General features: G+C 59.9%; 28 protein-coding genes and 2 pseudogenes. 17 read left to right on the plus strand and 13 right to left on the minus strand.

Annotated features, from left to right (window positions below; genetic code table 11):
- The first annotated feature begins 100 nt into the window (after positions 1-100).
- On the plus strand, positions 101-1,474 hold the full coding sequence (locus FJV77_RS07170; protein ID WP_142866147.1) for a glutamate--cysteine ligase: 1,374 nt from the start codon (positions 101-103) through the stop codon (positions 1,472-1,474).
- Between the two features lie 15 nt (positions 1,475-1,489).
- Here the strand turns inward: FJV77_RS07170 and FJV77_RS07175 are convergent, their stop codons facing one another.
- Positions 1,490-2,197, minus strand: a complete 708-nt coding sequence (locus FJV77_RS07175) for a class I SAM-dependent methyltransferase (RefSeq protein WP_185970217.1) — start codon at positions 2,195-2,197, stop codon at positions 1,490-1,492.
- 215 nt (positions 2,198-2,412) lie between these two features.
- Between FJV77_RS07175 and FJV77_RS07180 the strand changes: the two genes are divergently transcribed.
- On the plus strand, positions 2,413-3,447 hold the full coding sequence (locus FJV77_RS07180; RefSeq protein ID WP_142866149.1) for a DUF937 domain-containing protein: 1,035 nt from the start codon (positions 2,413-2,415) through the stop codon (positions 3,445-3,447).
- Between the two features lie 303 nt (positions 3,448-3,750).
- Here FJV77_RS07180 and FJV77_RS07190 read toward each other — a convergent pair whose 3' ends face one another.
- Complete coding sequence (locus FJV77_RS07190) at positions 3,751-4,041, minus strand: DUF1127 domain-containing protein (RefSeq protein WP_142866151.1); 291 nt, start codon at positions 4,039-4,041, stop codon at positions 3,751-3,753.
- Between the two features lie 233 nt (positions 4,042-4,274).
- On the opposite strand from FJV77_RS07190, the gene FJV77_RS07195 reads away from it, so the two are divergent.
- The 3 genes from FJV77_RS07195 to FJV77_RS07205 all read left to right on the plus strand — a co-directional run bounded on the left by FJV77_RS07195 (position 4,275) and on the right by FJV77_RS07205 (position 8,231).
- Entirely contained in the window at positions 4,275-5,231 is a 957-nt protein-coding gene (locus FJV77_RS07195) for a LysR substrate-binding domain-containing protein (protein WP_142866152.1), read from the plus strand.
- A gap of 136 nt (positions 5,232-5,367) precedes the next feature.
- A complete protein-coding gene (xseA, locus tag FJV77_RS07200) occupies positions 5,368-6,978 on the plus strand; it encodes an exodeoxyribonuclease VII large subunit (RefSeq protein ID WP_142866153.1) in 1,611 nt (536 codons plus the stop codon).
- A 134-nt stretch (positions 6,979-7,112) separates the two neighbouring features.
- On the plus strand, positions 7,113-8,231 hold the full coding sequence (locus tag FJV77_RS07205; protein WP_142866154.1) for a P1 family peptidase: 1,119 nt from the start codon (positions 7,113-7,115) through the stop codon (positions 8,229-8,231).
- A 91-nt stretch (positions 8,232-8,322) separates the two neighbouring features.
- On the opposite strand, the gene FJV77_RS07210 is transcribed toward FJV77_RS07205, so the two are convergent.
- From FJV77_RS07210 to FJV77_RS32230, 4 genes are all read right to left on the minus strand, one after another.
- Positions 8,323-8,571 carry a DUF768 domain-containing protein gene (locus tag FJV77_RS07210; RefSeq protein WP_142866155.1) on the minus strand — a complete coding sequence of 83 codons (249 nt, stop codon included), beginning with the start codon at positions 8,569-8,571 and terminating at the stop codon, positions 8,323-8,325.
- Positions 8,572-9,893: 1,322 nt separating this feature from the next.
- Positions 9,894-10,097 (minus strand): DUF768 domain-containing protein, encoded by a 204-nt coding sequence (locus tag FJV77_RS07220; RefSeq protein WP_142866156.1) that lies wholly within the window; start codon positions 10,095-10,097, stop codon positions 9,894-9,896.
- Complete coding sequence (locus tag FJV77_RS07225) at positions 10,094-10,315, minus strand: DUF768 domain-containing protein (protein ID WP_142866157.1); 222 nt, start codon at positions 10,313-10,315, stop codon at positions 10,094-10,096. Before FJV77_RS07225 ends, FJV77_RS07220 begins: the two co-directional genes overlap by 4 nt.
- A 66-nt stretch (positions 10,316-10,381) precedes the next feature.
- Positions 10,382-10,558 (minus strand): hypothetical protein, encoded by a 177-nt coding sequence (locus tag FJV77_RS32230; protein WP_185970218.1) that lies wholly within the window; start codon positions 10,556-10,558, stop codon positions 10,382-10,384.
- Positions 10,559-11,618: 1,060 nt separating this feature from the next.
- On the opposite strand from FJV77_RS32230, the gene FJV77_RS32235 reads away from it, so the two are divergent.
- The 4 genes from FJV77_RS32235 to FJV77_RS07250 all read left to right on the plus strand — a co-directional run bounded on the left by FJV77_RS32235 (position 11,619) and on the right by FJV77_RS07250 (position 13,876).
- Positions 11,619-11,768, plus strand: coding sequence for a hypothetical protein (locus FJV77_RS32235; protein WP_185970219.1), 150 nt, complete (start codon positions 11,619-11,621; stop codon positions 11,766-11,768).
- Between the two features lie 1,264 nt (positions 11,769-13,032).
- Entirely contained in the window at positions 13,033-13,251 is a 219-nt protein-coding gene (locus tag FJV77_RS07240) for a hypothetical protein (protein WP_142866159.1), read from the plus strand.
- A gap of 54 nt (positions 13,252-13,305) precedes the next feature.
- A complete protein-coding gene (locus FJV77_RS07245; protein WP_142866160.1) occupies positions 13,306-13,494 on the plus strand; it encodes a hypothetical protein in 189 nt (62 codons plus the stop codon).
- Positions 13,495-13,690: 196 nt separating this feature from the next.
- The gene (locus FJV77_RS07250) at positions 13,691-13,876 is read left to right on the plus strand and encodes a hypothetical protein (protein WP_142866161.1); all 186 of its coding nucleotides are present in this window, start codon (positions 13,691-13,693) and stop codon (positions 13,874-13,876) included.
- Between the two features lie 173 nt (positions 13,877-14,049).
- Here the strand turns inward: FJV77_RS07250 and FJV77_RS07255 are convergent, their stop codons facing one another.
- Both FJV77_RS07255 and FJV77_RS07260 read right to left on the minus strand, forming a co-directional pair.
- Complete coding sequence (locus FJV77_RS07255; RefSeq protein ID WP_142866162.1) at positions 14,050-14,436, minus strand: hypothetical protein; 387 nt, start codon at positions 14,434-14,436, stop codon at positions 14,050-14,052.
- Positions 14,426-14,740 (minus strand): hypothetical protein, encoded by a 315-nt coding sequence (locus FJV77_RS07260; RefSeq protein ID WP_142866163.1) that lies wholly within the window; start codon positions 14,738-14,740, stop codon positions 14,426-14,428. The genes FJV77_RS07255 and FJV77_RS07260 overlap by 11 nt, the downstream gene beginning before the upstream one ends.
- A gap of 84 nt (positions 14,741-14,824) precedes the next feature.
- On the opposite strand from FJV77_RS07260, the gene FJV77_RS07265 reads away from it, so the two are divergent.
- The 5 genes and pseudogenes from FJV77_RS07265 (at position 14,825) to FJV77_RS07290 (ending at position 18,808) form a co-directional block, all read left to right on the plus strand.
- Complete coding sequence (locus FJV77_RS07265; protein WP_142866164.1) at positions 14,825-15,775, plus strand: IS1595 family transposase; 951 nt, start codon at positions 14,825-14,827, stop codon at positions 15,773-15,775.
- A 475-nt stretch (positions 15,776-16,250) separates the two neighbouring features.
- Positions 16,251-16,808, plus strand: a complete 558-nt coding sequence (locus FJV77_RS07270; RefSeq protein WP_142866165.1) for a hypothetical protein — start codon at positions 16,251-16,253, stop codon at positions 16,806-16,808.
- A 196-nt stretch (positions 16,809-17,004) separates the two neighbouring features.
- Entirely contained in the window at positions 17,005-17,283 is a 279-nt protein-coding gene (locus FJV77_RS07275; RefSeq protein WP_142866166.1) for a hypothetical protein, read from the plus strand.
- A gap of 392 nt (positions 17,284-17,675) precedes the next feature.
- Positions 17,676-18,368 (plus strand): SOS response-associated peptidase, encoded by a 693-nt coding sequence (locus FJV77_RS07280; RefSeq protein ID WP_142866167.1) that lies wholly within the window; start codon positions 17,676-17,678, stop codon positions 18,366-18,368.
- A 178-nt stretch (positions 18,369-18,546) separates the two neighbouring features.
- A pseudogene (locus tag FJV77_RS07290) lies at positions 18,547-18,808 on the plus strand (hypothetical protein).
- A 29-nt stretch (positions 18,809-18,837) separates the two neighbouring features.
- On the opposite strand, the gene FJV77_RS07295 reads toward FJV77_RS07290, so the two are convergent.
- Complete coding sequence (locus FJV77_RS07295; protein ID WP_142866169.1) at positions 18,838-19,080, minus strand: hypothetical protein; 243 nt, start codon at positions 19,078-19,080, stop codon at positions 18,838-18,840.
- A 403-nt stretch (positions 19,081-19,483) separates the two neighbouring features.
- Here FJV77_RS07295 and FJV77_RS07300 point away from each other — a divergent pair, with 403 nt between their 5' ends.
- The 3 genes and pseudogenes from FJV77_RS07300 to FJV77_RS07310 all read left to right on the plus strand — a co-directional run.
- On the plus strand, positions 19,484-20,890 hold the full coding sequence (locus FJV77_RS07300; RefSeq protein WP_246691163.1) for a hypothetical protein: 1,407 nt from the start codon (positions 19,484-19,486) through the stop codon (positions 20,888-20,890).
- A complete protein-coding gene (locus FJV77_RS07305; RefSeq protein ID WP_142866170.1) occupies positions 20,877-21,500 on the plus strand; it encodes a hypothetical protein in 624 nt (207 codons plus the stop codon). The genes FJV77_RS07300 and FJV77_RS07305 overlap by 14 nt, the downstream gene beginning before the upstream one ends.
- An 84-nt stretch (positions 21,501-21,584) precedes the next feature.
- Positions 21,585-22,106, plus strand: a pseudogene (locus FJV77_RS07310) (leucine zipper domain-containing protein); the annotation flags it as partial.
- Between the two features lie 109 nt (positions 22,107-22,215).
- Here FJV77_RS07310 and FJV77_RS07315 read toward each other — a convergent pair.
- From FJV77_RS07315 to FJV77_RS07330, 4 genes are all read right to left on the minus strand, one after another.
- A complete protein-coding gene (locus tag FJV77_RS07315; RefSeq protein WP_142866171.1) occupies positions 22,216-22,665 on the minus strand; it encodes a GtrA family protein in 450 nt (149 codons plus the stop codon).
- Entirely contained in the window at positions 22,643-23,335 is a 693-nt protein-coding gene (locus FJV77_RS07320) for a class I SAM-dependent methyltransferase (protein ID WP_142866172.1), read from the minus strand. Before FJV77_RS07320 ends, FJV77_RS07315 begins: the two co-directional genes overlap by 23 nt.
- Positions 23,310-24,377, minus strand: a complete 1,068-nt coding sequence (locus tag FJV77_RS07325) for a glycosyltransferase family 2 protein (protein WP_185970220.1) — start codon at positions 24,375-24,377, stop codon at positions 23,310-23,312. Before FJV77_RS07325 ends, FJV77_RS07320 begins: the two co-directional genes overlap by 26 nt.
- Positions 24,378-24,547: 170 nt before the next feature.
- A complete protein-coding gene (locus tag FJV77_RS07330; protein ID WP_142866174.1) occupies positions 24,548-24,772 on the minus strand; it encodes a DUF768 domain-containing protein in 225 nt (74 codons plus the stop codon).
- Positions 24,773-24,831: the final 59 nt, after the last annotated feature.

Below are 24,831 nucleotides of genomic sequence, written 5' to 3' on the forward strand. Positions count from 1 at the left end.
AATTCCTGTTGTCCTGTGGCTCAGGATTTTTTGCTTGATCGGCTGCTGACATTTCGTCCATTTAGCGCCGGCGGGCTCCGAGAGCCGCAGAGGGGGCCCCATGGCGCGCGACACAACCGATTTCCGGCCGATCGAAGACTTCGACGAACTCGTCGAGCATCTGGCCGAAGGCAACAAGCCGCGCGACAAGTGGCGGATCGGCACCGAGCACGAGAAGTTCCCGTTCTATGTCGATGGCAACGCGCCTGTGCCCTATGGCGGCGAGCGCGGCATCCGCGCCATCCTCGAAGGCATGCAGCAAAGGCTCGGCTGGGATCCGATCATGGATGCCGGCCGCATCATCGGTCTGGTCGAGCCGACCGGCCAGGGCGCGATCTCGCTGGAGCCCGGCGGCCAGTTCGAGCTGTCCGGCGCACCGCTGGAGTCCATCCACCAGACCTGCCGCGAGGGCAATGCGCATCTGGCGCAGGTGCGCGAGATTGCCGAGCCGATGGGCATCCGCTTCCTCGGCCTCGGCGGCAGCCCGAAATGGTCGCTGGCCGAGACGCCGAAGATGCCGAAATCGCGCTACGAGATCATGACGCGCTACATGCCGAAGGTCGGCACCAAGGGCCTCGACATGATGTACCGCACCTGCACGATCCAGGTGAATCTCGACTTCGAGAGCGAGACGGACATGCGCCGCAAGATGCAGGTGTCGCTGAAGCTGCAGCCGCTGTCGACGGCGCTGTTTGCCAACTCGCCCTTCACCGACAGCCGGCCGAACGGCCTGCAAAGCTGGCGCGGCGACATCTGGCGCGACACCGACAACCAGCGTTCGGGCCTGCTCGAATTCTGCTTCTCGCCGGAGTTCGGCTTCGCCGACTATGTCGAATGGGCGCTCGACGTGCCGATGTACTTCGTCATCCGCGACGGCCACTATCACGACATGACGCACGTCACGTTCCGCCAGTTCATGGCGGGTGCTGCCCGCAATGAGGTGCCCGACGGACTGCCGACGATGGGCGACTGGGCGAACCATCTGTCGACCTTGTTCCCCGATGTGCGGCTGAAGCGCTTCCTCGAAATGCGCGGTGCCGATGGCGGACCGTGGCGGCGCATCTGCGCGCTGCCAGCCTTCTGGGTCGGGCTGCTCTATGACGAGGCAGCGCTTGACGCCGCCGAGGCGCTGACCTCGAGCTGGACCTATGAAGAAACGCTGGCGATGCGCAATGCGGTTCCGGAACAAGGCATTTCTGCGCCGTTCCGCAACACGACGCTGCGCGACATCGCCCGCGACGTACTGGTCATTTCGCGCATGGGCCTGAAGAACCGCGGCAAGAAAAACCGCGACGGCTATGACGAGACCTCGTTCCTCAATACGCTGGACGAAGTCGTGGCGCGCGGCACCACCAGCGCCGAGGAAATGCTGTCGGCCTACCACACGCGCTGGGGCGGCTCGATCGAGCCGGTGTTCATGGAATATGCGTACTAGGCCTGTTGTGGCGGGCTAGCGCTTGCCGGTCGCAAGTTTTCCAAGCGCCGCATGGAGACGGGCAAGGGGGTTCGACTTGGCAGGTTTGCCAGCCATCGCCTTCTCAACGGAAAGAGCTTGCGGCCGCGTTTTGCGGACGATGATCTGATAGCTTCGATGCACCTCTTCGAACTGACCCTCTATTGATCCGAGAAACGCGTCGATACCTGCTCGGGGACGATCCCCGGCCGGCCGATCCGGCATCCACCGATAGTCGTCCAGGATCATCACGCCATCCGTCTCCAGCATCTGCCAGGCCAGCGACGCATCGGCAAAACAGTTCGCGGCATGATGGTCGCCGTCGACATAGACCAGCCCGAAAGCGCGGCCTTCGCGACGAAGCTTGGGCAGGATTTCAATCGACAGCCCCTTGCGCTTTTCCAGCCTGGCTCCGAAGGGGGCAAGATTCCGATCGAACCTTGCTTCAACGAAATCCATATCGGCTTCATATTGCGAGCCATCGCTGAGGTGCTCGACACTGCCGGCGAATGTGTCGACGCACGTGATTGTCGACCGTTTAAAGAAGGTGAGGAAGAATACCGCCGACAGGCCCTCGAACGACCCTATCTCAAGTATTTCGACCTGCTTTCTGATGATGCCCTTGAACAACCGCTCCCATTTCGGGATATGCATGGATGCCCAGTCATGGGAAAAGGTCTTTCCGGCAAAATAGTCGCGACGCAAGGCCGACTCCGATCGGCGAGTTATTTGTCCCTCCGGCCCTTCTCGCATCGTTTGAGAAGCCAAGGCAAGGCGCGTTTCGCCGAGAAGCCCGCTGGCGATGCCAAGAACCCGATTGTTGACGCCTGACGTTATGGCTTGATCACGTCATCGCGCTGCCTCTTCAATCAAAGCGGGAAACGGGCTAGGCTTCCGCCGGACCCTTGGAGGAGAGACCGATGCCTTCCTTGTTCGACATATTGGCGCAGGCCCAGAACGGCAACGGCATGCAGGCGCTTGCCCAGCAGTACGGGCTTTCCATGCAGCAGACGCAAGCTGCGGTCGCCGCACTGCTGCCGGCCTTTTCGCAGGGGCTGCAGCGCAACACGGCCGACCCCTATGGGCTCGGCGCCTTCATGACGGCGATGGCGAGCGGCCAGCACGCCAAATATTTCGAGGACGCGACCAGGGCTTTCTCGCCGCAAGGCGTCAATGAGGGCAATGGCATTCTGGGTCATCTGTTCGGCTCGAAGGAGCTATCGCGCGCCGTGGCTAGCCAGGCCGCGCAGGCGACCGGCGTCAGCCAGCAGGTCCTGCAGCAGATGCTGCCGGCCATCGCCTCGATGGTGATGGGTGGGCTGTTCAAGCAGACGACAAATCAGATGCAGGCCGCCGGCGGCTTCGGCGGTGGCAGCAATCCGCTCGGCGAGATCATCGAACAGATGATGCGGCAGGCCGGCGGCGGCGCGCAACCGGCGCCGCAGCAGGCTCCCAATCCTTACGGCGAGAACCCGCTCGGCAAGGTGCTGCAGGACATGTTCGGCGGCGGCGCGCAACAGCCGCAAAGCCAGCCGCAGCAGGCGCCCAACCCCTATGGCGACAATCCGCTCGGCAAGGTGCTGCAGGACATGTTCGGCGGTGGCGCGGCACAACAGCCGCAAGGCCGTGCGCAGCCAACGCAACCGCAACAGACTCAGAGCCCTTACGGCGACAATCCGCTGGGCAAGATTTTCGAAGAGATGCTGCGGCAAGGTGGTGGCGGCGGCTTCGGTCTACCCGGTGGGCAGCCAAGCGGACAGCCGGCGTCGCAGCAGCCCCAGGCGAAGCAGCGCCAGGCGCCGCAACCTCAGGCCAATCCGAGCGGCAGGCCACGGAATCCGTTCGACGATATTTTCGGCAAGATGTTCGAGACCGGCGCCCAACAGCGCGACGAGTATCAGAAGGGCGTGGAAACGATCTTCGACCAGTTCAAGCGGGACATGGACCGGCGGTAGTTGGGCGCTGACTTTAGGTGTATTGAGATTCAGGTCAGGCTGCGCCGAAAATGGCGCGTTGCGAGAACCGGAGCGGAGCGTACTTTCGGGTACGTGAGCACCGGAAGCGCAGCAACGCGGCATTTGCAGGCCGGCATCACCTGAATATCAATACACCTAAAAGAAAAGCCCGGTCCTGGGAGGGACCGGGCCAGTGTGCAGGCTGGCCGGCGGGGATCCGGCAGGGAGTGGGGAGCCTGCGATAGTCCTTGGTTGCCGCGAGCCTGAAAAAGGTTCACGGCGACCGAAACAAAACGCCTGTTATCAAGCAACCTTGCGGGCAAGATTTTCGATCGTATCGGCACGATCACTCGTGATCGCACGCAGCTTCACGGTCGGATCGGCGCCGAACGGCACATCGATGGCGACATGGAGGTCGGCGCGCGTCAGGCCGATATCGGCGAGTTCGGCGTCCGACATCTCGCCAAGGCGATAGAAGGCGCGGCGATTTTTCCAGGCCTGGTAGGCGTTGAGAAGAGCGTTGGCCACGCGCGTCGCAACGGCCGGACGCGTGGTAATGCGCGAGGTCTCGGTGGCGAAATCGATCGTGGTCATGTCAGTCTCCTTCGGAGTCGAGCGGACGAAGCCGGGCAAACAGTGCTTGGGAGAAGCGCCATTCCGGTCTCGATTCACTTCAAGTGGTGCATGTCGTTGTCCCAAAACCGGGGTCCACTTTTGGGCGACATGCAGTGCATTCATGTGAACGTCAGGAATTTGACACGCGGCAATTGATTAATCCAACGAATGTTTCTAATCTTTAGCATCAACGCTAGTGATGGATTGGACCGATGAAAGCGCCACTCGATCTCGACCAGCTGCAGACCTTCATCTCAATCGCCGACACCGGCAGCTTCACCCGCGCCGCCGAGGAAGTGCTGCGCACGCAGTCGGCGGTGTCGATGCAGATGCGCCGGCTTGAAGAGCGGATCGGCAAGCCGCTGTTCGAAAAGGACGGCCGCACCAACAGGCTGACCGAGGAAGGCGACAAGCTGCTCTCCTATGCACGGCGCTTGCTCTATCTCAACCGCGAGACGCTGGCCGCCTTCGACGACCGGCGGCTCGAAGGCACGATCCGCATCGGCACGCCCGACGACTATGCCGACCGCTTCCTGCCCGAGATCATGGCCCGCTTCACGCGCTCCAATCCACGTGTCGAGCTGACCGTCATCTGCGAGCCGACGCCCGGGCTGGTCGAGCATATCAAGCGGGGCAATCTCGATTTGGCGCTGGTGACGCACAACGACACGCGCGGCCAGTCGGAAGTGGTGCGGCGCGAACCACTTTTGTGGGTGACCTCGGCCAACCATGCCACGCATGAACAGGAAGTGCTGCCAATGGCCTTCGGCCGGCCGAATTGCATCTGGCGGCGCGCCGCCGTCGATGTGCTCGACCGGCAGAACCGCGACTATCGCATCCTGTTCACCAGCTTCTCGGCAACCGTCATCACCGCCGCGGTGCTGTCGGGGCTCGCAATCTCGGTGCTGCCGGAATGCGCGCTGCGACCCGGCATGCGGGTGCTGGGCGAAGCCGACGGCTTTGGCGCGCTGCCCGATTGCCGCATCGGCATCATGCGCGGCCAGACCTCGCGGCCGGAGATTGTCGACGCGCTGGCACGGCACATCTCGGAAAGCCTCGACAACATTTCCGTGCCGTTCGGCGAAGAGGCGGGAAGCTTCGATTTTGCAGCGCTCGCCTTCGCCAAGATGAAGCGGACCAAGCCGAACCAGATCCTGCCGGGCTGGTAGGGCGGATCAGGCGACGCGACCGTGTGACCTGGAACGTCAACGGACTGCGTTGTGCGCGGGCGCGGCAAAATCAATCGGGCTTGAGATCAAGTTATGGAATCTTGACGCGGAGCGACAACAGCCGCTCAATCGGCCGATGAGCGACGCAGCATCCGAATCACGCACAAATGCCACCGAATACACGGTGAGCGAGATTTCCGGCGCGCTGAAGCGCACGGTCGAGGATGTCTTCGGCCATGTGCGGGTGCGCGGCGAAATCTCCGGCTATCGCGGGCCGCACTCTTCCGGCCATGCCTATTTCACGCTGAAAGACGACCGCGCGCGGCTCGATGCGGTGGTCTGGAAAGGCACGATGAGCCGGCTGAAATTCCGCCCCGAAGAGGGGATGGAGGTGATCGCCACCGGCAAGCTCACCACCTATCCCGGCAAATCCAACTACCAGATCGTCATCGATAATCTCGAGCCGGCCGGCGCCGGCGCGCTGATGGCGCTTTTGGAAGAGCGCAAGCGGCGGCTGCAGGCCGAAGGGTTGTTCGACGCCGGTCGCAAGCGGCGACTGCCGTTCATGCCGTGCACCATCGGCGTCGTTACCTCGCCGACCGGATCGGTGATCCGCGACATCATCCACCGCATCAAGGACCGCTTTCCGCTGCATGTGCTGGTCTGGCCGGTGCGCGTTCAGGGCGAGACGGCGGGAGCCGAAGTGACCGCCGCCGTCAACGGCTTCAACGCGCTGGCCTGGGATGGCGCCATCGCCCAGCCCGACCTTCTGATCGTGGCGCGCGGCGGCGGCAGCCTGGAAGACCTCTGGGGATTCAACGATGAAGGTCTGGCGCGCGCGGTCGCCGCCTCGCGCATCCCGGTGATTTCGGCCGTCGGCCATGAGACCGACTGGACGCTGATTGACCTTGTCGCCGACATGCGGGCGCCGACGCCGACGGGTGCCGCGGAGATCGCGGTGCCGGTGAAAGCGGACCTCGAAGCAACGCTTGCCAGTCTTGGCGCGCGGCTCAAAGCGGCCACCTTGCGCAATTTCGAACGCAAGCGGCAGGCCTCGCGTGCAGCCGCCCGCGCGCTCCCCTCGCCCGACCAGTTGCTGGCGCTGCCGCGCCGGCGCCTGGACGAGGCGACCAGCCGGCTCGGCCGGGCGCTGTCGGTCAGCATAGAGCGCAAGCGGACCAAGCTGCAGGGCCAGCGGCTGACGCCGGCCACCCTGTCGCGACGCATCAACGAGGCACGCACGCTGACCGGACGCGACCTGGCGCGGGCGCAAGCGGCATTTTTCGGGATCGTGCGCGAACGGCGCACCCGGTTTTCGCGCACATCAAAGCGGCTGTCGCCGGCGCCGATCGCCAGGCGGCAGAAATTGCAGGCGGACGCCTTGGCCGCACTGACGCGCCGTCAGGATCAGGCGGTGTCGCGACGACTGGATCGGCTGCGCGGACAATTGACCCAGGCCGACCGCTTGCTCGCAACGCTATCGCACAAAGCAGTGCTGGCGCGTGGCTTCGCGCTGGTGAAGGACGCCGAAGGCGTGGTGATCAAGCTGGCGGCGGATATAGCGCCTGGAGCAGCCCTACAAATCGAGTTCGCCGACGGCACCACGGATGCGGTTGCGACCGGCAGTACGGGGCAGCCGGAGGCAGTCGCCAAACCGGCGGCCACACCACTTGCCAGCAAGCCCACGGCCACCAAGACGACTCCCAGCAAACCAAAAGAACCGGGCAATCAGGGCTCGCTATTCTAGAGCAGTTCATCGTTTCTCAGAAACGACGAACCGCTCTATCTGTTTGTCTTGACGCAATTCCCAAGGGAAGGTGCTGCGCACTTTCTCCGGGAAAACCGTCTCACACTTTTCCTGGGATTGCTCTAGAGGACGGTATGACCGGACACGACCCGCATCTTCAAACGCCGGCCGGCAAACCGCGCGCCCGTACTTTCGGCATTGCCTTTGACGGCATGCCGGGCCGCTTCAATGCCATCACCGACGTGCCCGGCGTGAGCGTCGGCTATGCGACGCTGATTTCAGGCGATGGGCCGCTCGATGTCGGCACAGGACCGGTGCGCACAGGCGTCACCGCCATCCTGCCGCGACCGTTGGCGGAGCTCGCCACGCCGGTGTTTGCCGGCGTGTTCAGCCAGAACGGCAATGGCGAGCTGACGGGCTCGCATATCATCGAGGAGGTCGGCGCCTTCAACCTGCCGGTCACCATGACCAACACGCATTCCTGCGGCGTCACCCGCGACGGCACGCTGCGCTGGATGCAACGGGTGCTGCCGGCTGCACTCGACAGTGGTTGGGGGCTGCCGGTGGCGGCGGAAACCTATGACGGTTTCCTCAACGATATCAACGGCCATCATGTCGGCTTCGAACATGTCGAAGCCGCGCTCGACGGTGCCACCGGCGGAGCCATCGAGGAAGGCAGCGTCGGCGGCGGCACGGGCATGATCGCCTTCGGCTTCAAGGCCGGCTCGGGCACGGCGTCGCGCATCGTCGAATGGCAGGGCATTAGGCATACGGTCGGCGTGTTCGTGCAGGCGAATTTCGGCAAGCGGCACAATTTCACGCTGCGCGGCGCGCGCGTCGGACCTGATCTGGTGGAGCCGGCGGTCCGCGAAGGCACGCCGCGCGCCGAGAAGGGTTCGATCATCGCCATCGTCGCCACCGACGCTCCGTTCCTGCCGCATCAGATGAAGCGGCTGGCCAGGCGTGTGCCGCTCGGCATCGCGATGACCGGCGGCTTCGGCTACCACAGTTCGGGCGACATCTTTCTGGCCTTCACGACGGCCAATCCGCAAGCAGCACTTGCGCCGTCAGGACAGACAGCCAGCGCCGCTTACATTCCGGACGTCGATATCGACCCGTTCTTCGATGCGGTGGTGCAGGGTGTGGAAGAGGCGATCCTCAATGCGATGGTCGCCAATGAGGATATGAGCGGGCGCGATGGCAATTTCGTGCCGGCGCTGCCGAAAGCATGGCTAAAGGATCGGTTTGGCTAGAGCAATTCCAGGAAAAGTGTGAACGGTTTTCCGTCCGGAATTGCGCAGGCAAAGAGCGAAAGCCCGGCTCGTCTGGCAGGGCCTGATAATGTCACTCGGACGGTTTGGTCGGGTTGCTCTGGTCGGCCTCGGCCGCCTCTTCGAGCCGCGAGGCGATCAGCTCCTGGATGTCGCCGACTTCTTCCTGGATATCCTCCAGCGGGATGCCGACCTCGGCCGCCTTGGCGGCGCATTCCTTGGCCAGGGTCTCGGCCTGCTCCTCGATCTTTACCGGCGAGTGCTGGCAATGGACCTTTTCACCAATCCACCCGCGCAAGAACTCGATCGCATGTTCACTCATACTGCTTTTCCCTGGCGGCTATGCCGGTTGGTAATCGTAAACGTCCGCACCCGATAAAGGATGCATGCTCGCATTCGAACCGAGTCGGCTTCGCCCGGCAAGCCGATCTTGCCCGAGGTCCACAAAGCCGAAGGAAGGGAAGGGTTCAAGGAGCACGTTCTGATTGTTTGATAGAGTGGTACCGTTGGCTGGGATCGCTTGCGACCCTATGCTACTGTTTCTATTTGCTTTTTTCCGGTTACGAAGACCGATTTGTATCACAATAGGTATCACAATACGTAGCACATCTACTGCTGCTTCGTGGGCGCAACCAGAGGTACGCGGTCGAAGCCGCAGCTATATAGTGACATCCTCATGCAATGTCGACTCTGCGCGCGAGCCTGCTTCTTTCCGCCGCGGAGTTGAACGCCCCTCTTGTCCAAAAATGAAATTGGCCGGCCCGGAGGGCGTATCAAAATCGTTGATTTTGTTGGCTTTCGTGGGCCAAAATCAGAAATCTTCCCGTATCGTTCCGCATGCTCCCGTGACGCCAAACAGTCGACTGTAGCTAACCTCGTTTGCGAACGTTCGGAGACATGCTCCAGAACGGCGGGCCGGAAGCAGACGGTCCGGTTCTGGGACGACCTAGCCAGAAGGTGCCATTTCGCTGGCGTGAAGAGTTTCGGGCGCCGGCAGGCGTACGAAAGTCCCCGAGGAAGGAACCCGCGGGCCACGGGCAGCGGCTATGGGGATTTCGGTATGCGGCTGGTGTGGGCGATGGCGCGACCGCTGCTAGGAAGCACGGGGATGGATGTGGACAGGTCGCTTCGTTGCGCCTTCACGCGATGTTGCCGGCCCGGCACGCGGCTGGGCGCGGCTCTGTCGGCGTTGATGATCCCCCTGGACACGCGTGGATCCGGTGCCGGAGGCCGATAGCCTGCGGCTGAGTGCTGGATGATGCCATGCTTGGGTCAGGGAGCGCTCTCCCCGTTCGTCGCGGTTGTGCCCGGTGGTCCGCGCGGCTGCCTCGATCGTTCGAAGGTCTCGATGATGATCATGCGGCCGTGGAGCGCGCTAGTTAATCCACGCGGGTCCCTCCGCGGGTTTTACTGTTGTCTCACCGGGCAATATCGCGTCGGCCATTTGGGTGAAGACCCGCATTAGGTCAGCCGCGAGCGGCAGATTTAGATCTCGCCCTCACCGGAAGCAGGGCGAACGCAAGACGTTTGTGGCGCGCGTCTGCAAAATAGGGTTTTCGCTTTTCGCTAGCAGGCGCTGCCGGGCTATGCGTTCCTGCCTCTTGCTTCCAGTGCGGCAGGGCCAACGCGCGCTATTCTGGTGTCTCATTCGGTCGCGCCGTTAGAGCTTCGCGGATTACCTCGTGGGCGCATGTCCTCTTCCAATTCCACCTCACTGATACCAATCACTTGCGCATCAGCGAAGAGCTTCATGACCATTTCGGCAATGGTGGTTTCGTCGGCGTCGCCGATTTCATCGAGATTGTCACCGATCCATTGATGAATGAAGTTGGTGCCGCGTGTGCTCATCGTGAGGGAGGAAGCCCTTTGTTCGCAAGCGCCTCTGCCATGATGGCAAACAGGCTCTGTGCCTCCTCGCGGATCTCCTCATCAGGTATACCTACTTCGGCGGCATCTTCTGCCGCTCGATCCGCCAGATCGCCGATCAGCCCGGGGTCTGCTGACGGACTTGCTGGAAGGTTGTCGTGGATCCAGCTTTCAAGGAACCTGCGGGCGCGCTTGCTCATCTTGAGAGAATTTCAGCGGAGCCGATTTGTTCCAATGCGGAGTTTCAGACGGCGTAGCCCAGACTGTTAATGTTTGATGCCGTACCCCAGCGCCGTTGCCGCCTCCTTGTTGAAGAGTGATGCTTCTTCTGCGGTATTGAAAGGGCGGGCAGTAGCTGTGCCGTCTGGCTTGAGTATGACGGCCAGGAACGGAAAACCATTCACAGGCGGGGGATACACAATGAACGCGGGTTTTTTGCTCATTCCTCGATTGTAGCACTCTAACCCCAGGTTAGAGAAATGCCGGCCTGTCCCGCTTGTAATCGCCGGCCAGCCAGCGCGGGTTACCCCCATTCGTTCTTAAGGATGTGTTCCGATTAAATTAGCAGTCGCGTATATTCTTCCGACAACCGGTGCCGCTCGTAGCTTTGTCCCCCGGGTTTTAGGCCCGGCCGTATTGGCTCCCCCGCCAAACTGCCCGGCCGCCCTGTTTCTCATTCGCTGAAATCGTCAAGCCGCTCCCGCCGAAGCGCCGCGCGCGTCCTGGCGCCCGCCCAATGAGCCGCTGCGTTTTGCTTGTTACTCGAGCTTCTGGATGCGCCCCTTTTCAATGCGGAACACGCCGCTGTTTCCGCCTTGCCGCTCAAAATCGCTCTGAAGTTCATCCCATGTGCCAAGATATTGCCCGCAATCGGCACACCTGATTGGCGTTGAAGGTTGAGCGCCTCTGGGAATCTGGAGCCGGATCGTGCCGCAATAGGGGCACTCCAACAAATGGTCTAGGTACTCGCCGGCCATGATCACTTTCAGCACCCGAAATGGGGCGGCCCGGCTGCGGGGTCGCAACCGGGCCGGCGCTCCTCATGTGCCTATATTAGCCACAGCGCAAATGCCCTTTGGTATGAGAAAATCTTACTGATGGCTGGCGGCGGCCAAAAGACATGTGATGCGCTCCTGGACCTTCTTCGCAACCGGCATGCGGCATGGTTTCGATGATCTCGCCAGCGCCTTGAAAGCCGCTCAGAGCAGCAAGGGAGCCGCTACAGCACGTTCGTCGCGAAGATGATCGAACTTCCTCTTGGGCTTCGCGATCGGTCTGGGGCTACGCCGCAGCGGGCTGCCGCCGGGATCTCTCCATATTAGCTGATGCTTGACTAAGCCGACCACCGCTCCAGAATCATGCCCATGGGCAGGGAATTTAGCATCGGCGACGAGGTCTCGATCTCGGCGACCATCACCAAGATTCGGACGAGCGTTTGCGATCCCGAGCTACAATCACGCGCATTCAATTCCGGCGCCGCCGAAGGCCAAGGCAAACGATCCTGTGGAACTGACCGGCGAGGTCAGCCGCGCCGGTTTCGACAGCGTGACGGCGCATCTGAGCCTTGGCCGAACCGTGACACTATCGCCTGATGTGGTGCGGCTTGTGATCAGCTATGTAGCGCCGATGTGGATGGTCGACAAGACGGCGTAGATTTTCGGTTGGCGTTTGATGCCAACAGAACGCCGGTCTTCAGGTAAGGACCATCCCAGCGAATAACACAGTGAGCAGCAATGATACCGGCACGGCTAGAAGACAGCACAATTCGATGGTTCTTGTGTCTTGCGGCTTGTCCATCTTCACCACCTCGCATGTCACAGTCATTTTGACGCTAACGGGTGGCCGACGGAAGCGGTTCCGCGCGACGCTGCTAGAGATGCTGTGGGTGCTGTATATTAGCAACACCTTGTCTACCTCAACGCAAAAGCCCGCCACCCTCAGGGCTAAGGTGACGGGCTCCTAGTAGATGCCGGTCGAGGGGACTTTGACCGGCTATTGCTGCAACGAGCCGGTCTATTTTAGGTTCCGCTAAGATACAAAAAGCCCGCTGACCGAAGCCAGCGGGCAAGGCTTGTCATGGGGATGCACTGAGTGGGCCAGTGCAACAAACCAATTTCTTCGGTGTAGGGATGTTCCAGGCATCCGGCAATTTTGTCGTGACCGCGCGGCCGGGGATTTCACCGAAACAAAAACCAAAAAGCCCACCGTGTGATCGGCGGGGTTTCTGACTGGCGTTAGGCCGGAGGGCGTCGTAGGCCTCCTGCCAGATCGTTTACCGGCGCGAGATCAGCAGACACAGTTGACGCAAGTCAGCGTCGTAGCTGCCCCCATTGCTAAGCACATCCGCGCAGCGTCTTCATCCGGGTAATCTGACTGCTCGACATCTGTGCAACTACTCCTGTTATACCGGGCGTCACCGTTCCGGGGGTGCCAGGCGTGCCGGGAAACTCCCTCCAATACCGACACCAGCACCAACGTTGATGCCGTTGCCAACGCCTGCACCGGCGCCCACGCCGATACCGCTCGTACCGCCAACGTTGGCCACTAGCCCGGCCGTCACTCCGCCCGCGCCGCCGACCGTTGCGCCCGCGCCAGCGTTGACACCGTTTGTGCCTCCAATCGAAGCACCCGCGCCAGCATTAGCGCCATTCGAGCCGCCTACTGAGGCGCCAAGGCCGGCGTCTACTCCGTCGCTGCCACCGATTGAAGCTCCGGCGCCGGCATTGACGCCGCCACTACCACCAATCGAAGCACCCGTACCGACGCCAATTCCACCGCCGGCGATTGCTGGCATGGAGAGGATGAAAATAACTGCACTAGCTGCCAACATGCCGGTGAACGTTTTGCTCATTGAGCGCGACGGGAACTAACGATCCTGTCGGCTGTTTTCTCCTAAACGCCAATTGGAGCGACGGTCATGAATGTAGGTGGTTTCGACACCGCACCGCTGAGGCACACTCAACTGTTCCGAGATGCGAAGGTGGCCATGCTGACGCACCGGCTGCTCTTTCATCTGCAGATGACTGTGGCCTCGGTCGATGAGGTCGAGCACGCCTTGGAAGAGTTCGCTGAAGCCGCGCAGGCGCCGCAAAGGCCATATAATCGGCTGGAAGCCGGTCAGACGCTTGGGCTCTGAGCCGCTGGAGCCCAAAATTACGGAACGAATCGGTTCGTCATGAGTTGGCAAGTCATGAAGAACAGTTTGAAATCCCACGAGGCCGATATTTTGACGTCCGAACTCGCCAATCTCAGGGAGCGCATCAATCGGACCGAGTTCGCGATTGAACGCACGGAAGAGATGCTGGCCAAGAATAATACGCTGCGCCGCAAGATACGAACTGCTGTCGAAGCTGCAGACCGCTTTAGCTCTCGGAGGTAAAGCGCTGGCGGTGCGTCTTGGCGCTTCTTTCCTCCAGAGCCTCTTTGCGGCGCGTCTCCCATGTTTTCGAGGAGATGTCCGCGCGACGGGCATGTGACCGAGGCACGAGAACGCGAGCCGCCTCGGTATTTGAATGCAATCCGATCTCGATGGGCGTACGGTGCTGTCGCGGGCGGGCTGATGACGGGAGGTCATCATGCCGCTGGATGTCAAAAAGCTTATGAATACGCTCTTGAGCCACCAGCGCGCGGTGGCCGCGCAGCCCAAGATTATCTCGATAGTGAAGACGCTTGCCGATCGTCCGATCGTTCACCTGAAGCCTTGTCCATCGGCTGAGAACAGGCCGATGCCGCCACAGGTCAATGCGGCCTCGAATATGTGAGCGATCAGAAAAGTCGATAACCCTACCGCAAACGAACGCTGTAATTGCCATGGCGCACGCCAATGGTAGGCGGCTAAAAGCCGTATGGCGGTCTCGTCGGTACAACCTATCTGCGCGACGGTAAGGCCAGCACCACCGCGTTTTGAGTAGATGCCTCCATGCGCTTTGCACCGCTAGATCGAGATGGCGAAAGGCGAGCCGCTCTGCACCGAGCCGCGCGCCTTTTGCTTTTGCACGATCTGGTAATCTGGCGGCTCGATCAAATCGAAGACGATGCCAATCTGGTTCTGAGGGCTGCTGCTGAGGTGATCGAAGCTGTATCGGTCGAGGCTGAACGGCCGATCAGACGGACAAGGGCCGACTGGACGCTGGGACTCTAACTTAGGAGGAAGGGCGCCGACGTTGGGTCTTGGCGCTTCTTTCCTCCCACGCCTCTTTGCGCCGCTGGTGACGAGAGGGAGTTTTCGCGATTGACGCTCTAAAGTTTCAGTTTCGTTCTTTCGTATTGTTTCGGCTACCGGCAGCGCGACATGGTCGGCATGCGGTCCGCTAGGGATCATCTCGCCACACCGGAACACGATTGATCTTTATTGCCACCAGGCGACGAATACGGAGGCCTACGGCCTCGCGGCCGGTTGGGGCAAATGCTTCCACATCAAGAGCGCCGTGGTCCTTGACGTTTTCGCATTTCATTCGACGCGCAAGAGAATCGACATCGACATCTCCAAAAATCTGGATCAGGTCATCAGGGAAGTAGTTGCAGCGACGCTTGCAATAGCGACAGGTCACGCGAACGAGGCGCCGTCCATCGTTCAAATTGGACAGCGGATAGTCCCGTCGTTTCGGCGCGTAGGTCTCTGGCATGTCCTGAAATGATGAACATATTCCTAATTATATACTTGACAAAAGTAAGGGCAAAAGCCATATTTAGGTCAAGGAGTTAGACCGATGACCGACCTTCAGAACCCGATTTTCACCGACGAAGACAAAGCCCGCGAAGCCCTAGAGGCAGTCCGTTGGCCGAATGGCCCTTATTGCCCTCACTGCGGCAATGCGAACCCGGACAAGATCGCCTTGATCGAAGGCAAGAAGCACTCGCACCGTCCGGGTTTGCGCTACTGCAACGAATGCAAAGGGCAGTTTACCGTCACTGTCGGCACCGTGTTCGAACGCTCCAAAATCCCGCTGTCCAAATGGTGGCTGGCAACGCATCTGCTTGGCGCATCCAAGAAGGGCATGTCCGCGCATCAACTGCAACGCATGCTTGGCGTCACCTACAAAACCGCTTGGTTCATGGCGCACCGCATCCGCGAAGCGATGAAGGAAGACGTGAAGTCGTCTGGTCCGATCGGTGGCGAAGGCAAGATTGTCGAGGCCGACGAAACCTATTTCGGGCCGAAGGACAGGGTTGTGAAGCGCACCATTCGCGGCAAGCCGTCCAACTCGTCAAAGCGCTCAATCGTGGCTCTGGTCGAGCGCGGCGGTTCGGTCCGTTCCTTCCATGTCGAGCGCGCTACGAAAGAGGCAGTGCGCGATGTGCTGGTCCGCAATGCCGACCGCAAATCGACGCTCATGACCGACGAGTCAAACTTCTATCCGATCACTGGACAGGAGTTTGCCGACCACGCCACCGTCAAGCACACTGGCGGCGAATACGTTCGCTATGAGGCCGACCGCATTGTCCACACCAACACGATTGAGAACGTGTTCTCAGTGTTCAAGCGCGGCATGGTCGGCGTCTACCAGCATTGCGGCGAAGCTCACTTTCATCGCTATCTGGCCGAGTTCGATTTCCGCTACAATCGCCGTGCCAAGCTTGGCTATACCGACCAGATGCGCGTTGACGCCATCATGGAAGGCATCGAAGGCAAGCGCCTTACTTATCGAAGCGCTCACTAGAGCCAAGACACTACGCCAGTTGGCTTTGAAGCTGGCGCGCATACGCCGTCGCAAAAAGACGAAACTTCCGTAACGTGATATGGTGGAGGGAATCGGGTTCACGGCCCGATTCCCTCAGTCCACGCCGTTGTTGCGGTGCCATCGTGGACTTGAACAAAAGCAGCGACGTGACGTCGCCGCATCCCGGCTAGTGGCGGCCTTAGCAGAAGGACGCCATACGGATGGCTAAATTCACCTATCGTCGGACTATAAAAAATCGCTATGGAGCTAACAGCGATATCGTTTTCGATATCGATCTTGGGCTAGTCCTTCGCCTTCTGGCGATCTTGCTTCCGCTCTTGACCTAGTTTCTTAGGGCGCGGTGCTGGATCCGGTGCTGCGCCCTCTTTACCGTGCGGATGCGGTGGCGTCTTTATCAGGCGCTCCATGATGCGCCTGGTTTCTTCCATGTCTGTTTCTTTGGCGGGTTTCGACAATGATCAATCCCTCACATGACGCGTTCCCGGATGAGTCAAACCTCATCGGCCGAATGGTCATTGGCTACAGCGAACTCGACATTGCTCTGTGTTTTATAGGCGGTCTGGCGCTCGGACAAAAGTGGGCGGTTTTAGATGCACTCCATGCAATCGAAAACGAAGGTACGCGCCTTGATGTCATCAGCCGTTTAATCAAGCACGTGATGGTCGCGAGGGGCCAAGACGCCAAATTTGGCGAAGCCATTGGAGCACTCCGTTACTGCAAGGGAGTACGCAACCAATATGCCCACGCTCAGTGGATCCACATCAACGGAATGCTGATGTTCACCAACCCAAAGGACATCCCTTGGAAGCCAGACGGCCAAATCCACTGGAAAATTACCAGCCTCGCTCTTCTGAAATCTCAGGAAGCCTATTTCGAATACACGCGAAAATGTCTGATGTGGCTTGAGGCAAGTTTCTCGTGGCTGGAAGAGCCTCTTCGATGGCCTGAACATATGCAGCAACCGCCAAGGCAAGAACCCTCCTTGGAGCAGCGTGGTCAGCCTCAAAGTTGAATGCTGAGTATGCCGCGTCGAAAGCCGCAACCAGCGTTACGTCCGATAATTCAAATGCCGGCCTGTCGCCTTCCGGCTTATGTGATTTGGTCACTTTTGTCATCTATATAATTAGGAACATATTCCTCGGCAGTCAATAGCACCTTGACTCTTATGTTCTCATTTTGTTCACTGTTAGCAAAATGGAGACACAGCCATGAAACCGATAATCGCCACCGAATCCGAACAGCCCGAGCTTTACGCCCTGGTAGAGCGAGAGCGTCCAGCGATTAATAGGGCGGTAAACAAGATGGCCAAGCAGATGCGTGGCCTGTCCGATGTTAGTCAGAAAGTGGCCATTGCCCAGCTTACCGCAACCTGGGCCCTGGCGAACTATCCCGAAGACGTCGATCTTGCGTTATCTCTGTCGGAGGCCATACGTCATCAGACCGACATCTATCTTCGGGAAGTCGCGAAGGCCGGCGTTCGCCACTGATGGTCACGCGCAACCGGAGCCTCCCGGCGCCATCGGTCATTGACCAGAGGTGGCCTCATCGGGTCGCCTTGCCCGATGACCTTTGCACGCAAGGGAACCTGACCACGATTGTGAAATTCTGTCAGGATCACGGAATTGACTATCAGCATAGGCAGGTCCCGGCGGTGTGGCCAAATGGGAAGTCTGAAGACTACCGCCTCCACTGCTTCGCTGATGTCGAGGCGGCTAAGATGTTCTGCGACCATTTCTCTGGACAGATGTTCGATCCGAAACGTGACAGAGAGAATGGCAAAATGAGCGGTGTCTGGCGTCGCTCTGATGAATACGGCGCATCCTCGACCTCGTGCCCCGCTCAGAGTGCCTGAAATCCTGCGAAACTAGGGGTAAGACACATGTGCGGACGCTACACCCGATATTTGACATGGTCGGAAATCCACCGCCTTTACCGGCTGACGGCGCCGGCTGAGGTCGGCCGCAATGACGCTCCACGCTACAACATAGCGCCTACCGATGAGGTGCCGTTTATCACCGCTGGCGACGACGGCAACCACAAGCTTCGGGTTGGCCGCTGGTGGCTGGTGCCTTTCTGGGCTAAAGAAATTTCTAAAGCGGCAATGTTCAACGCCAGGATTGAAGGGGTCGACACGACGCCCGCGTTTCGGGACGCATTCAAGTCGAAGCGCTGCCTAGTCCCGGCTGATGGCTTCTACGAATGGACGATATCGCCAGCCGACAAGGGAAGAGATCCGTGGCATATCCATCTGCCCGGACACGCGGCGTTCTCGTTTGCCGGCCTGTGGGCCTATAATTCCAATCTCGACATCACCAGTTGCACGATCATCACCCAGCCGTCTGCCGCGCCTGTCAGCCAGATCCACGACCGCCAGCCGCTCATCCTCGATCCAGCCTACTACGACGCTTGGCTCGACCCCAGCACGGCGGGTGGTGACCTGAAGGACATCTTGCGTCACGACATGGATGGAAGCCTGCAGTTTTATCGTGTCGGGCGCGAGGTCAATGCGGCCGCCATCAACAAGCAACCCAACGAATACGCCGGGCTGATTGAACCGATCAAACTCCTATGAGCGACGAAATCAGACTGCCCAGGCAGGACCATGTCACCGCGCCGGGAATCCAGCAATCATTGCTGTGAGCACGACGGATGCGGCAAGGATGCCGGCTGGGGTTTCGCCAAGCCTAGGCAGACACCACATTGGTTCTGTTTCGAGGCGGCGATGGCGAGCTATACCTGTAGGAGCAATGATGTCCGACAACGTTTTACCCATCACAACCAAGCCTAAGCTCATCGTTGTTGTCGCCTTCGACCGGGCCGATGATGGAGCTTTTTACTGTCTTCGGTCCCGCCGACCAACAGAGCGAGGAACGCGCTACGCGTGCTGCCAAGGCATTGGCCGGCAAGCATGCCGGCGTCATTGCCTGGAGCCGTGATGCCGACCCGGCGCTCGGAGACTACGGCCCGCCGACGACACTTTTTGTAAGCGGCGAAGTGCCAGACATGGAATAGGCGTGCCATACGGCCGGACAGCGTTGGCTCTAACCGTTTTCGCAGCCTACGCCATCGCCGTCGCGGTCCAGATCATAGATATCCGAGCCAACGACCGTGACCGGCCCGCGCACATATGCCGGACCATTGCCCTTTCCAGAGGAGCAATCGACATCGCTGGCTATCGGCACACAGGCCCCGGTGTAGTTAGGGTCACAGGTATCTTGGGCGTAAGCGCTGCCGATGAAGGACGCCACACCAAAAGCAATCACGCCTAGCCGACGAAACGCCATTCCCCATATCCACCCCGCTCGGATATTCCTCTCTGTGGCTGGGTCTGTCAAACTTACGCGCCGAAGCGGAAGGCACCTCCAGACTGTCGCCCGCGGTGCCGACCAGCCGACACTTGAATTGCGCGATCTTTGGATCGATCACTTCGGCGCGCAGTGCTTATAGATGGAAAGAGTCCCGGCCTCATCGGCCCGCATCAAACCGGGAGTAGCCAGCTACGTCCGCTGCCAAAACCGCCACAAGCTTTCGTTCGGGACGGGCCACGATGCCTCCGTCAGTTGCTATAGCGCAACTAGTCACCAGGGAACATCCGCTTTAGCGCCAAAAGGCTTGGCGGATGGCGAGATCGCATTCAAGGCGGCCGTCACCGGAGGGGTACCCAGCGGCCTGCCCACTGAGCCATGCATGTCGATGAAGAAGGCCGCCCGTTGCGAGGAAAAGGTGCCGTTGAAGCTCTCGCTCCCTTCTTCGGCTGGTGTGATCGATCGACCTTGCTGGAGAAGGAACCGAAGCGGCGCGACATCGTTGATCCTTCAGATCAAGTCGCAGACGGGGCTTTCAAGTCGGGCTGATGAACTTGATGCTTTCGATGGACCGATTTTATGGCTGGCAGCGCCATCGAGGGGCGCCATCACCTGTGGAGACACACAACTGGCGCTTGGAGACATAGCACGCGCAAACGCTGGCGATCGCCTTTGGATCATCGCCGCTTCGGTTCCGCTCCTGTTCATGATCAGCGGGCTTCTCATTCGGTATGCTGCATTCCATTCAGCCTCGGCAGTACCAGGCTTCGAAGCTTATGCGCGTGCGCTCTGCAGGTGGGACTGCGCGTGGTATGTGGACATTTCCGAACACGGATACGAGCGTTTTCCCATTCCAGGCCAAAGCAACGTCGGACGCTGGGGCTTCTTTCCATTGTATCCAATGCTCGTGATGACTCTTCGGTTTGCTTTCCCTTTTTCCACGATTCTGATCGCGACGATCACCTCGATTGCATGCAGCTACGCCGCTTGCCTTGTGGCATGGCCACTTCTGGAGAAGAACATGCGCGCTTATATACTGTACTGCGCTTTCCTGCTTAGCGGCCCGTTCTCCTTCCACTTCACCACATTCCTTACCGAACCTCTTTTCGTGCTCCTGACGTCGTGCGTCTTTTTGGCGCTGAAGCGCTCCAACTACCTAGCCGCTGGCGTTTCATGCGCTTTGCTGTCGGCAACGAGGCTGGTCGGGGTCCTTGCTGTGTTTGCAATCGTCATCCAAATGTTCGAGCAGCACCGCCATCAGGGCGGGTCGGCGGTGTCTTTCCCGCGATGGGTGCTTGGTCGTCCGGATATGCTCCTTGCTATCTTCATCTCGCCCGCCGGCTTGTTTGCTTACATGCTCTTTTTGTATCTCACTGTGGGGGACGGGTTTGCGTTCGTGCACGTCCAGCGCGCGTTTGGGCGGGTTGCTGGCGATCCGCTCCTTTTTCTATGGGACGGTCTCGCTGCTGTGCCGACAAAAGGATGGCTGCCCACGGCGCCGCAATGGAGCGCGCTCGCAGCTATCATAGGGCTGACCCTATCGGCCGTTCTGGCAGCTCGCAGGCGATATGGCGCTGCGCTCTTCTGTGCGAGCAGCATCATCCTGCCGTTGATCACCAACCTGGCTTCCATGGTTAGATACGTCATTGGGCTTGCGCCGCTGATGATGTTGATTGCCGAGCTGCTGTCGGTATCGAAGCTGACTTATCTCGTGATTTTGGCTCTTTTCCTAAGCGCATGTTATTTCATGACTTTGGCGTGGATTGGAGGCTATCTTGCCCTGGTCTGACAGCCTGTCACTCTATGGCCGTGCTGCCCCGACTGGCGGCTACGCGCTGGCGTTGGTTCTGGCCGTGTCCGAGATCGTCATCCTCGCGCTCGCTCTCAATCCAGATGTCAACTCCGATTATCGGGCCTATTACATCGATCGCACGACGACGTGCCTCAATCGCGATGCGGTTGGCAGCTACACTCCTAGCCAGACGGTATCGTTTCGGTCCGACGGCGCCAAACAAGCAGCCGGCATGATGGTCTGCGGTTGGTCGGGCCCGGTAGCCGACGGAACCCATTCGCTGGGCGAAACCTCTCGGTTGAGACTGGAAATACCTTCGCTTCGCGACGGGCTTACGGCAACGCTACAAATGTCAGCCGTCCTTCGTCCACCACAGACCACTCAAAGGGTAATGATCTCGGTGAACGGAGTTCGGGTACGCGAGGTAACACTGTCGAGCAAAGACCCGACGACGATCTCGTTCGCGATCCCGCACGCAGCGTTTGCCAGCGCAAAGGTACTCGAAGTGACTTTCGATTATCGCGACGGGATTCCGCCAAGCCCGGCCGCCAGCAAGATCTACAAACGCGCCATTAAATTGGTATCGTTTCGACTGGACGCCGACTAGATGTGAGCTTTCAGGAGGTTGTCCATTCGGACCGAACCGAGGAGACTGGAGTTACCACGCTTCAGCACTCACCGGAGGGTCCGAATGAACATCCACAAGAAGGCCCGTCTCACGCCTCTGCGTCGAGAGGAGATGGCGCTTTCGGTGATAGAAGGCAGTCTTTCCAAAGCCCATGCGGCGCGGACTTATGGCGTGTCGCCCAAGATCGTGGCGCGGTGGGTCGAGCGCTACAAGACCGAAGGCAGCAAAGGCATGGCCGACCGTTCATCACGGCCCAACGTCATGCCGGGCCTGACCAACCAGGCCGTGGCCGAGCGCATCGTCGTCCTGCGCCGCCAACGGCTGACCGGCAAGCACATCGCCATGGAGGTGAGCGTCTCGCCCGCCACCGTCAGCCGGGTTCTCAGGCGTGCAGGGTTGTCGCGTCTGAAGGACATTGCACCAGCCGAACCGATCCTCCGCTACGAACGCGAGCATCCCGGCGACATGATCCACATCGACATCAAGAAGCTCGGGCGATTTGAACGGGTTGGCCACCGCATCACCGGTGATCGCACCGGCCAGTCCAACAGTCGCGGCGTGGGCTGGGAGTTCGTTCATGTCTGCGGCGACAAACCATTCGCTTTGCGCCAGGCCCCTGAACCGCTTGGAGCAGTCCATCGTTTCCGCGAAACGGTGAACTGCTTTGGAACAAATCTTTCTGGCGGATCACGCATCAGCCATCGCCGGACTGATCGGGAATGTGTTCTGGAAAGACCCATCGGTCGAGCACGACGAAATTGATCGCGGGCACGAGCAAGCAGGTAATCATGATGGGAAAGATGAGCGGCAGGCCCAGCTTCGCCGTCAAAAGCGCTGGCGCTCCATAGGCGATGGCCAAGCCGATCGCCGCCAGCAAGAGAAAACGCGGAGCCTCTGATCTATGCGACCCGCGCGACATGAAGGTTACTGACCTGTGCGCGAGATAGGAAAACAACGCCGCGGCTGCGTAAGCTGCAAGGGACGCTCGGACGGGGCTGAAGCCGAACCGTTCCGATTTGACAAAGGCGGCTGCCAAGGCGGCATACAGGATTGTGGCGGCGATGCCGACCAGGCCGAAGCGCGCCAGAAGCTTTAGGGCGCCGGCGCCGGCAGACCGATGCTCAGCCACGCCCGCTACACGCATACTGGGCTCCGAGCGGCAGCAGCGCCAGGGCACGCTCAACCTTTCTGGCGAACCCGCCGGCCGACGGGAGCAGCAGGAAGTGCTCGGATCGAACCTCCCTAAAGCCTGCTTGTCGAAAGAGGGCCGCTGCTTTGGCCGCGTTGAGCAGGACCGCGTCTTGGTCGAACGGACACCGGGCCACCGCTAGACGCGTCAGCGGATTATAGGGATTGTGCTCGATGATGCAGGCGACCCCGCCTTGCCGCACGACGCGTCGCATCTCGCGAAAAAAATCGAGCCAGGATGCGGGCGAAACATGATGAACAACACAACTGGCAAAAGCCAAGTCGAACACGCAATCGTCATAAGGCAGGCTTGTCGTGGTGCATGTTCTATAGACGACGCCCGGATTGTCCTCGCTGGCGCGCTGGATCGACCCTTGCGAGACGTCGCAGCCATCCAGGCGCTCGAATGCGCCGTCTAGATAAGGATGGAGCGAACCGACACCGCAGCCCACATCAAGCGCCCGCACCATGGCTCCCCGGCGACGAAGTCCTCGCTCGGCGACTAGGCGCCGCAGCAGGTCGGCCTTTGCGGCCAAAAAGAAATCATGCTTGAGTCCGGAAAAGCGGATCGACCCATCGATCGTCTCTGGATAACTGGATCTATAGCTGTCGAAGAGTTCGGACACTGGGAGCGACTCCGTTCTTGGGCTTGCGAAATGATCTCCGGCGCCCATCAGCGATGGCACGCACCGGCTCGTCGAAGCCGGTAAGCCGATTGATCACGTAAAGAGGGCGGCGCTTCACCTCGGCGTGGATGCTACCGACATAGAGGCCGACCACGCCGGTCATGAAAAGATTGATGCCACACAGGAACGATACGATCACCACGGTGGACGTCCAGCCGGCAATGACGCCGGTTTCAAAAATCCAGGCGAACACGGCATAAGCGCCAAAAGTCAGCGCAAGTGCGGAAATGGCCGATCCGCCCCAAAGCGCAAAGTGGAGCGGCTTTTCTGAGAAGCTGACAACGGCGTGGACGGCAAGGTGCATCATCTTCCAGAAAGGGTATTTGGTCTGGCCGATGGTCCTCGGGGGGCGTTCGAATGGCACCGCCGCTTGCTTGAATCCCATCCAGCCGAACATGCCCCTGACGAAGCGATCATGTTCAGGCATGTGTCTGAAGACATCCAGCGCATGGCGGCCGACTAGGCGGAAGTCCCCGACGTTGCGCGGGATGTTGACCGGCGTCATCTTCTCTAGGAAACGGTAGAAAAGATCGGCGCTAAGCCGCTTGAACCAGGATTCGCCCTCGCGCTTGACACGGCGGGCATAAACGATCTCGAAACCTTCCTTCCACTTTGTCACGAGATCAAGAACGACCTCCGGTGGATCTTGCAGGTCGGCATCCATGACGATGATGGCATCCCCCGCAGCAGCATCCATGCCGGCCGTGATCGCAATCTGGTGTCCGAAATTGCGGGAAAGCTCGATGAGCCGGAAGCGAGGCTCGGCGGTGACCACCCGCCGAAGGTATTTGACGCTGCCGTCATGACTACCGTCATCGACAAAAATCACCTCGGTCTCTCCGTCCAGCCGACTGATCAGTGACCTGATCCGTTCGATCAGTCGCGGCAGCACTTGTTCTTCATTATATATCGGCAGGACCAGCGAGTACCGCGGCGACGCGTTCACTCCCGTCCCGACGCTTTGGATCACAGAGGCTCGCATGCAGATGAAAATGAAAGGCCCTCACCAAAGTTCCATAAGGTGTAGCTAATTTTAGAAAATATATATATGGCGGGGGAAAGACAGGCGCGCTGGTGGTACTTGCTCAAAACTCAATAGTCATATCAGCAGCCTCGTCGCGACCGCGAACCGCCTGAGGCAACCACAAAATCTTAATCCGCGAGACCGCCGTCGCGATGTTCAACGGCATGAATGATCGCTTCATAAACGCTACCGATCTCTTCATCGATCTCCTGAATTGGGATGCCTTCGAGGGCGGCGGCCCGCAGGGCCTGGTCTGCCATATCGGTTACAAGCCGGCCCGGGTCGTCGGTTGGCCCTTCCGGCATATGTTCGGAAATCCATTTGTATAGAAAGTCGGCACCGCGGGTGCTCATGGCAGTTTCTGGATAACGACCTCTGTCTGTTACCCATCCTAGGTTTGTCTCGGCAGATG

It is taken from the genome of Mesorhizobium sp. WSM4306 (assembly GCF_007003975.1).
Taxonomy (GTDB): Bacteria; Pseudomonadota; Alphaproteobacteria; order Rhizobiales; family Rhizobiaceae; genus Mesorhizobium.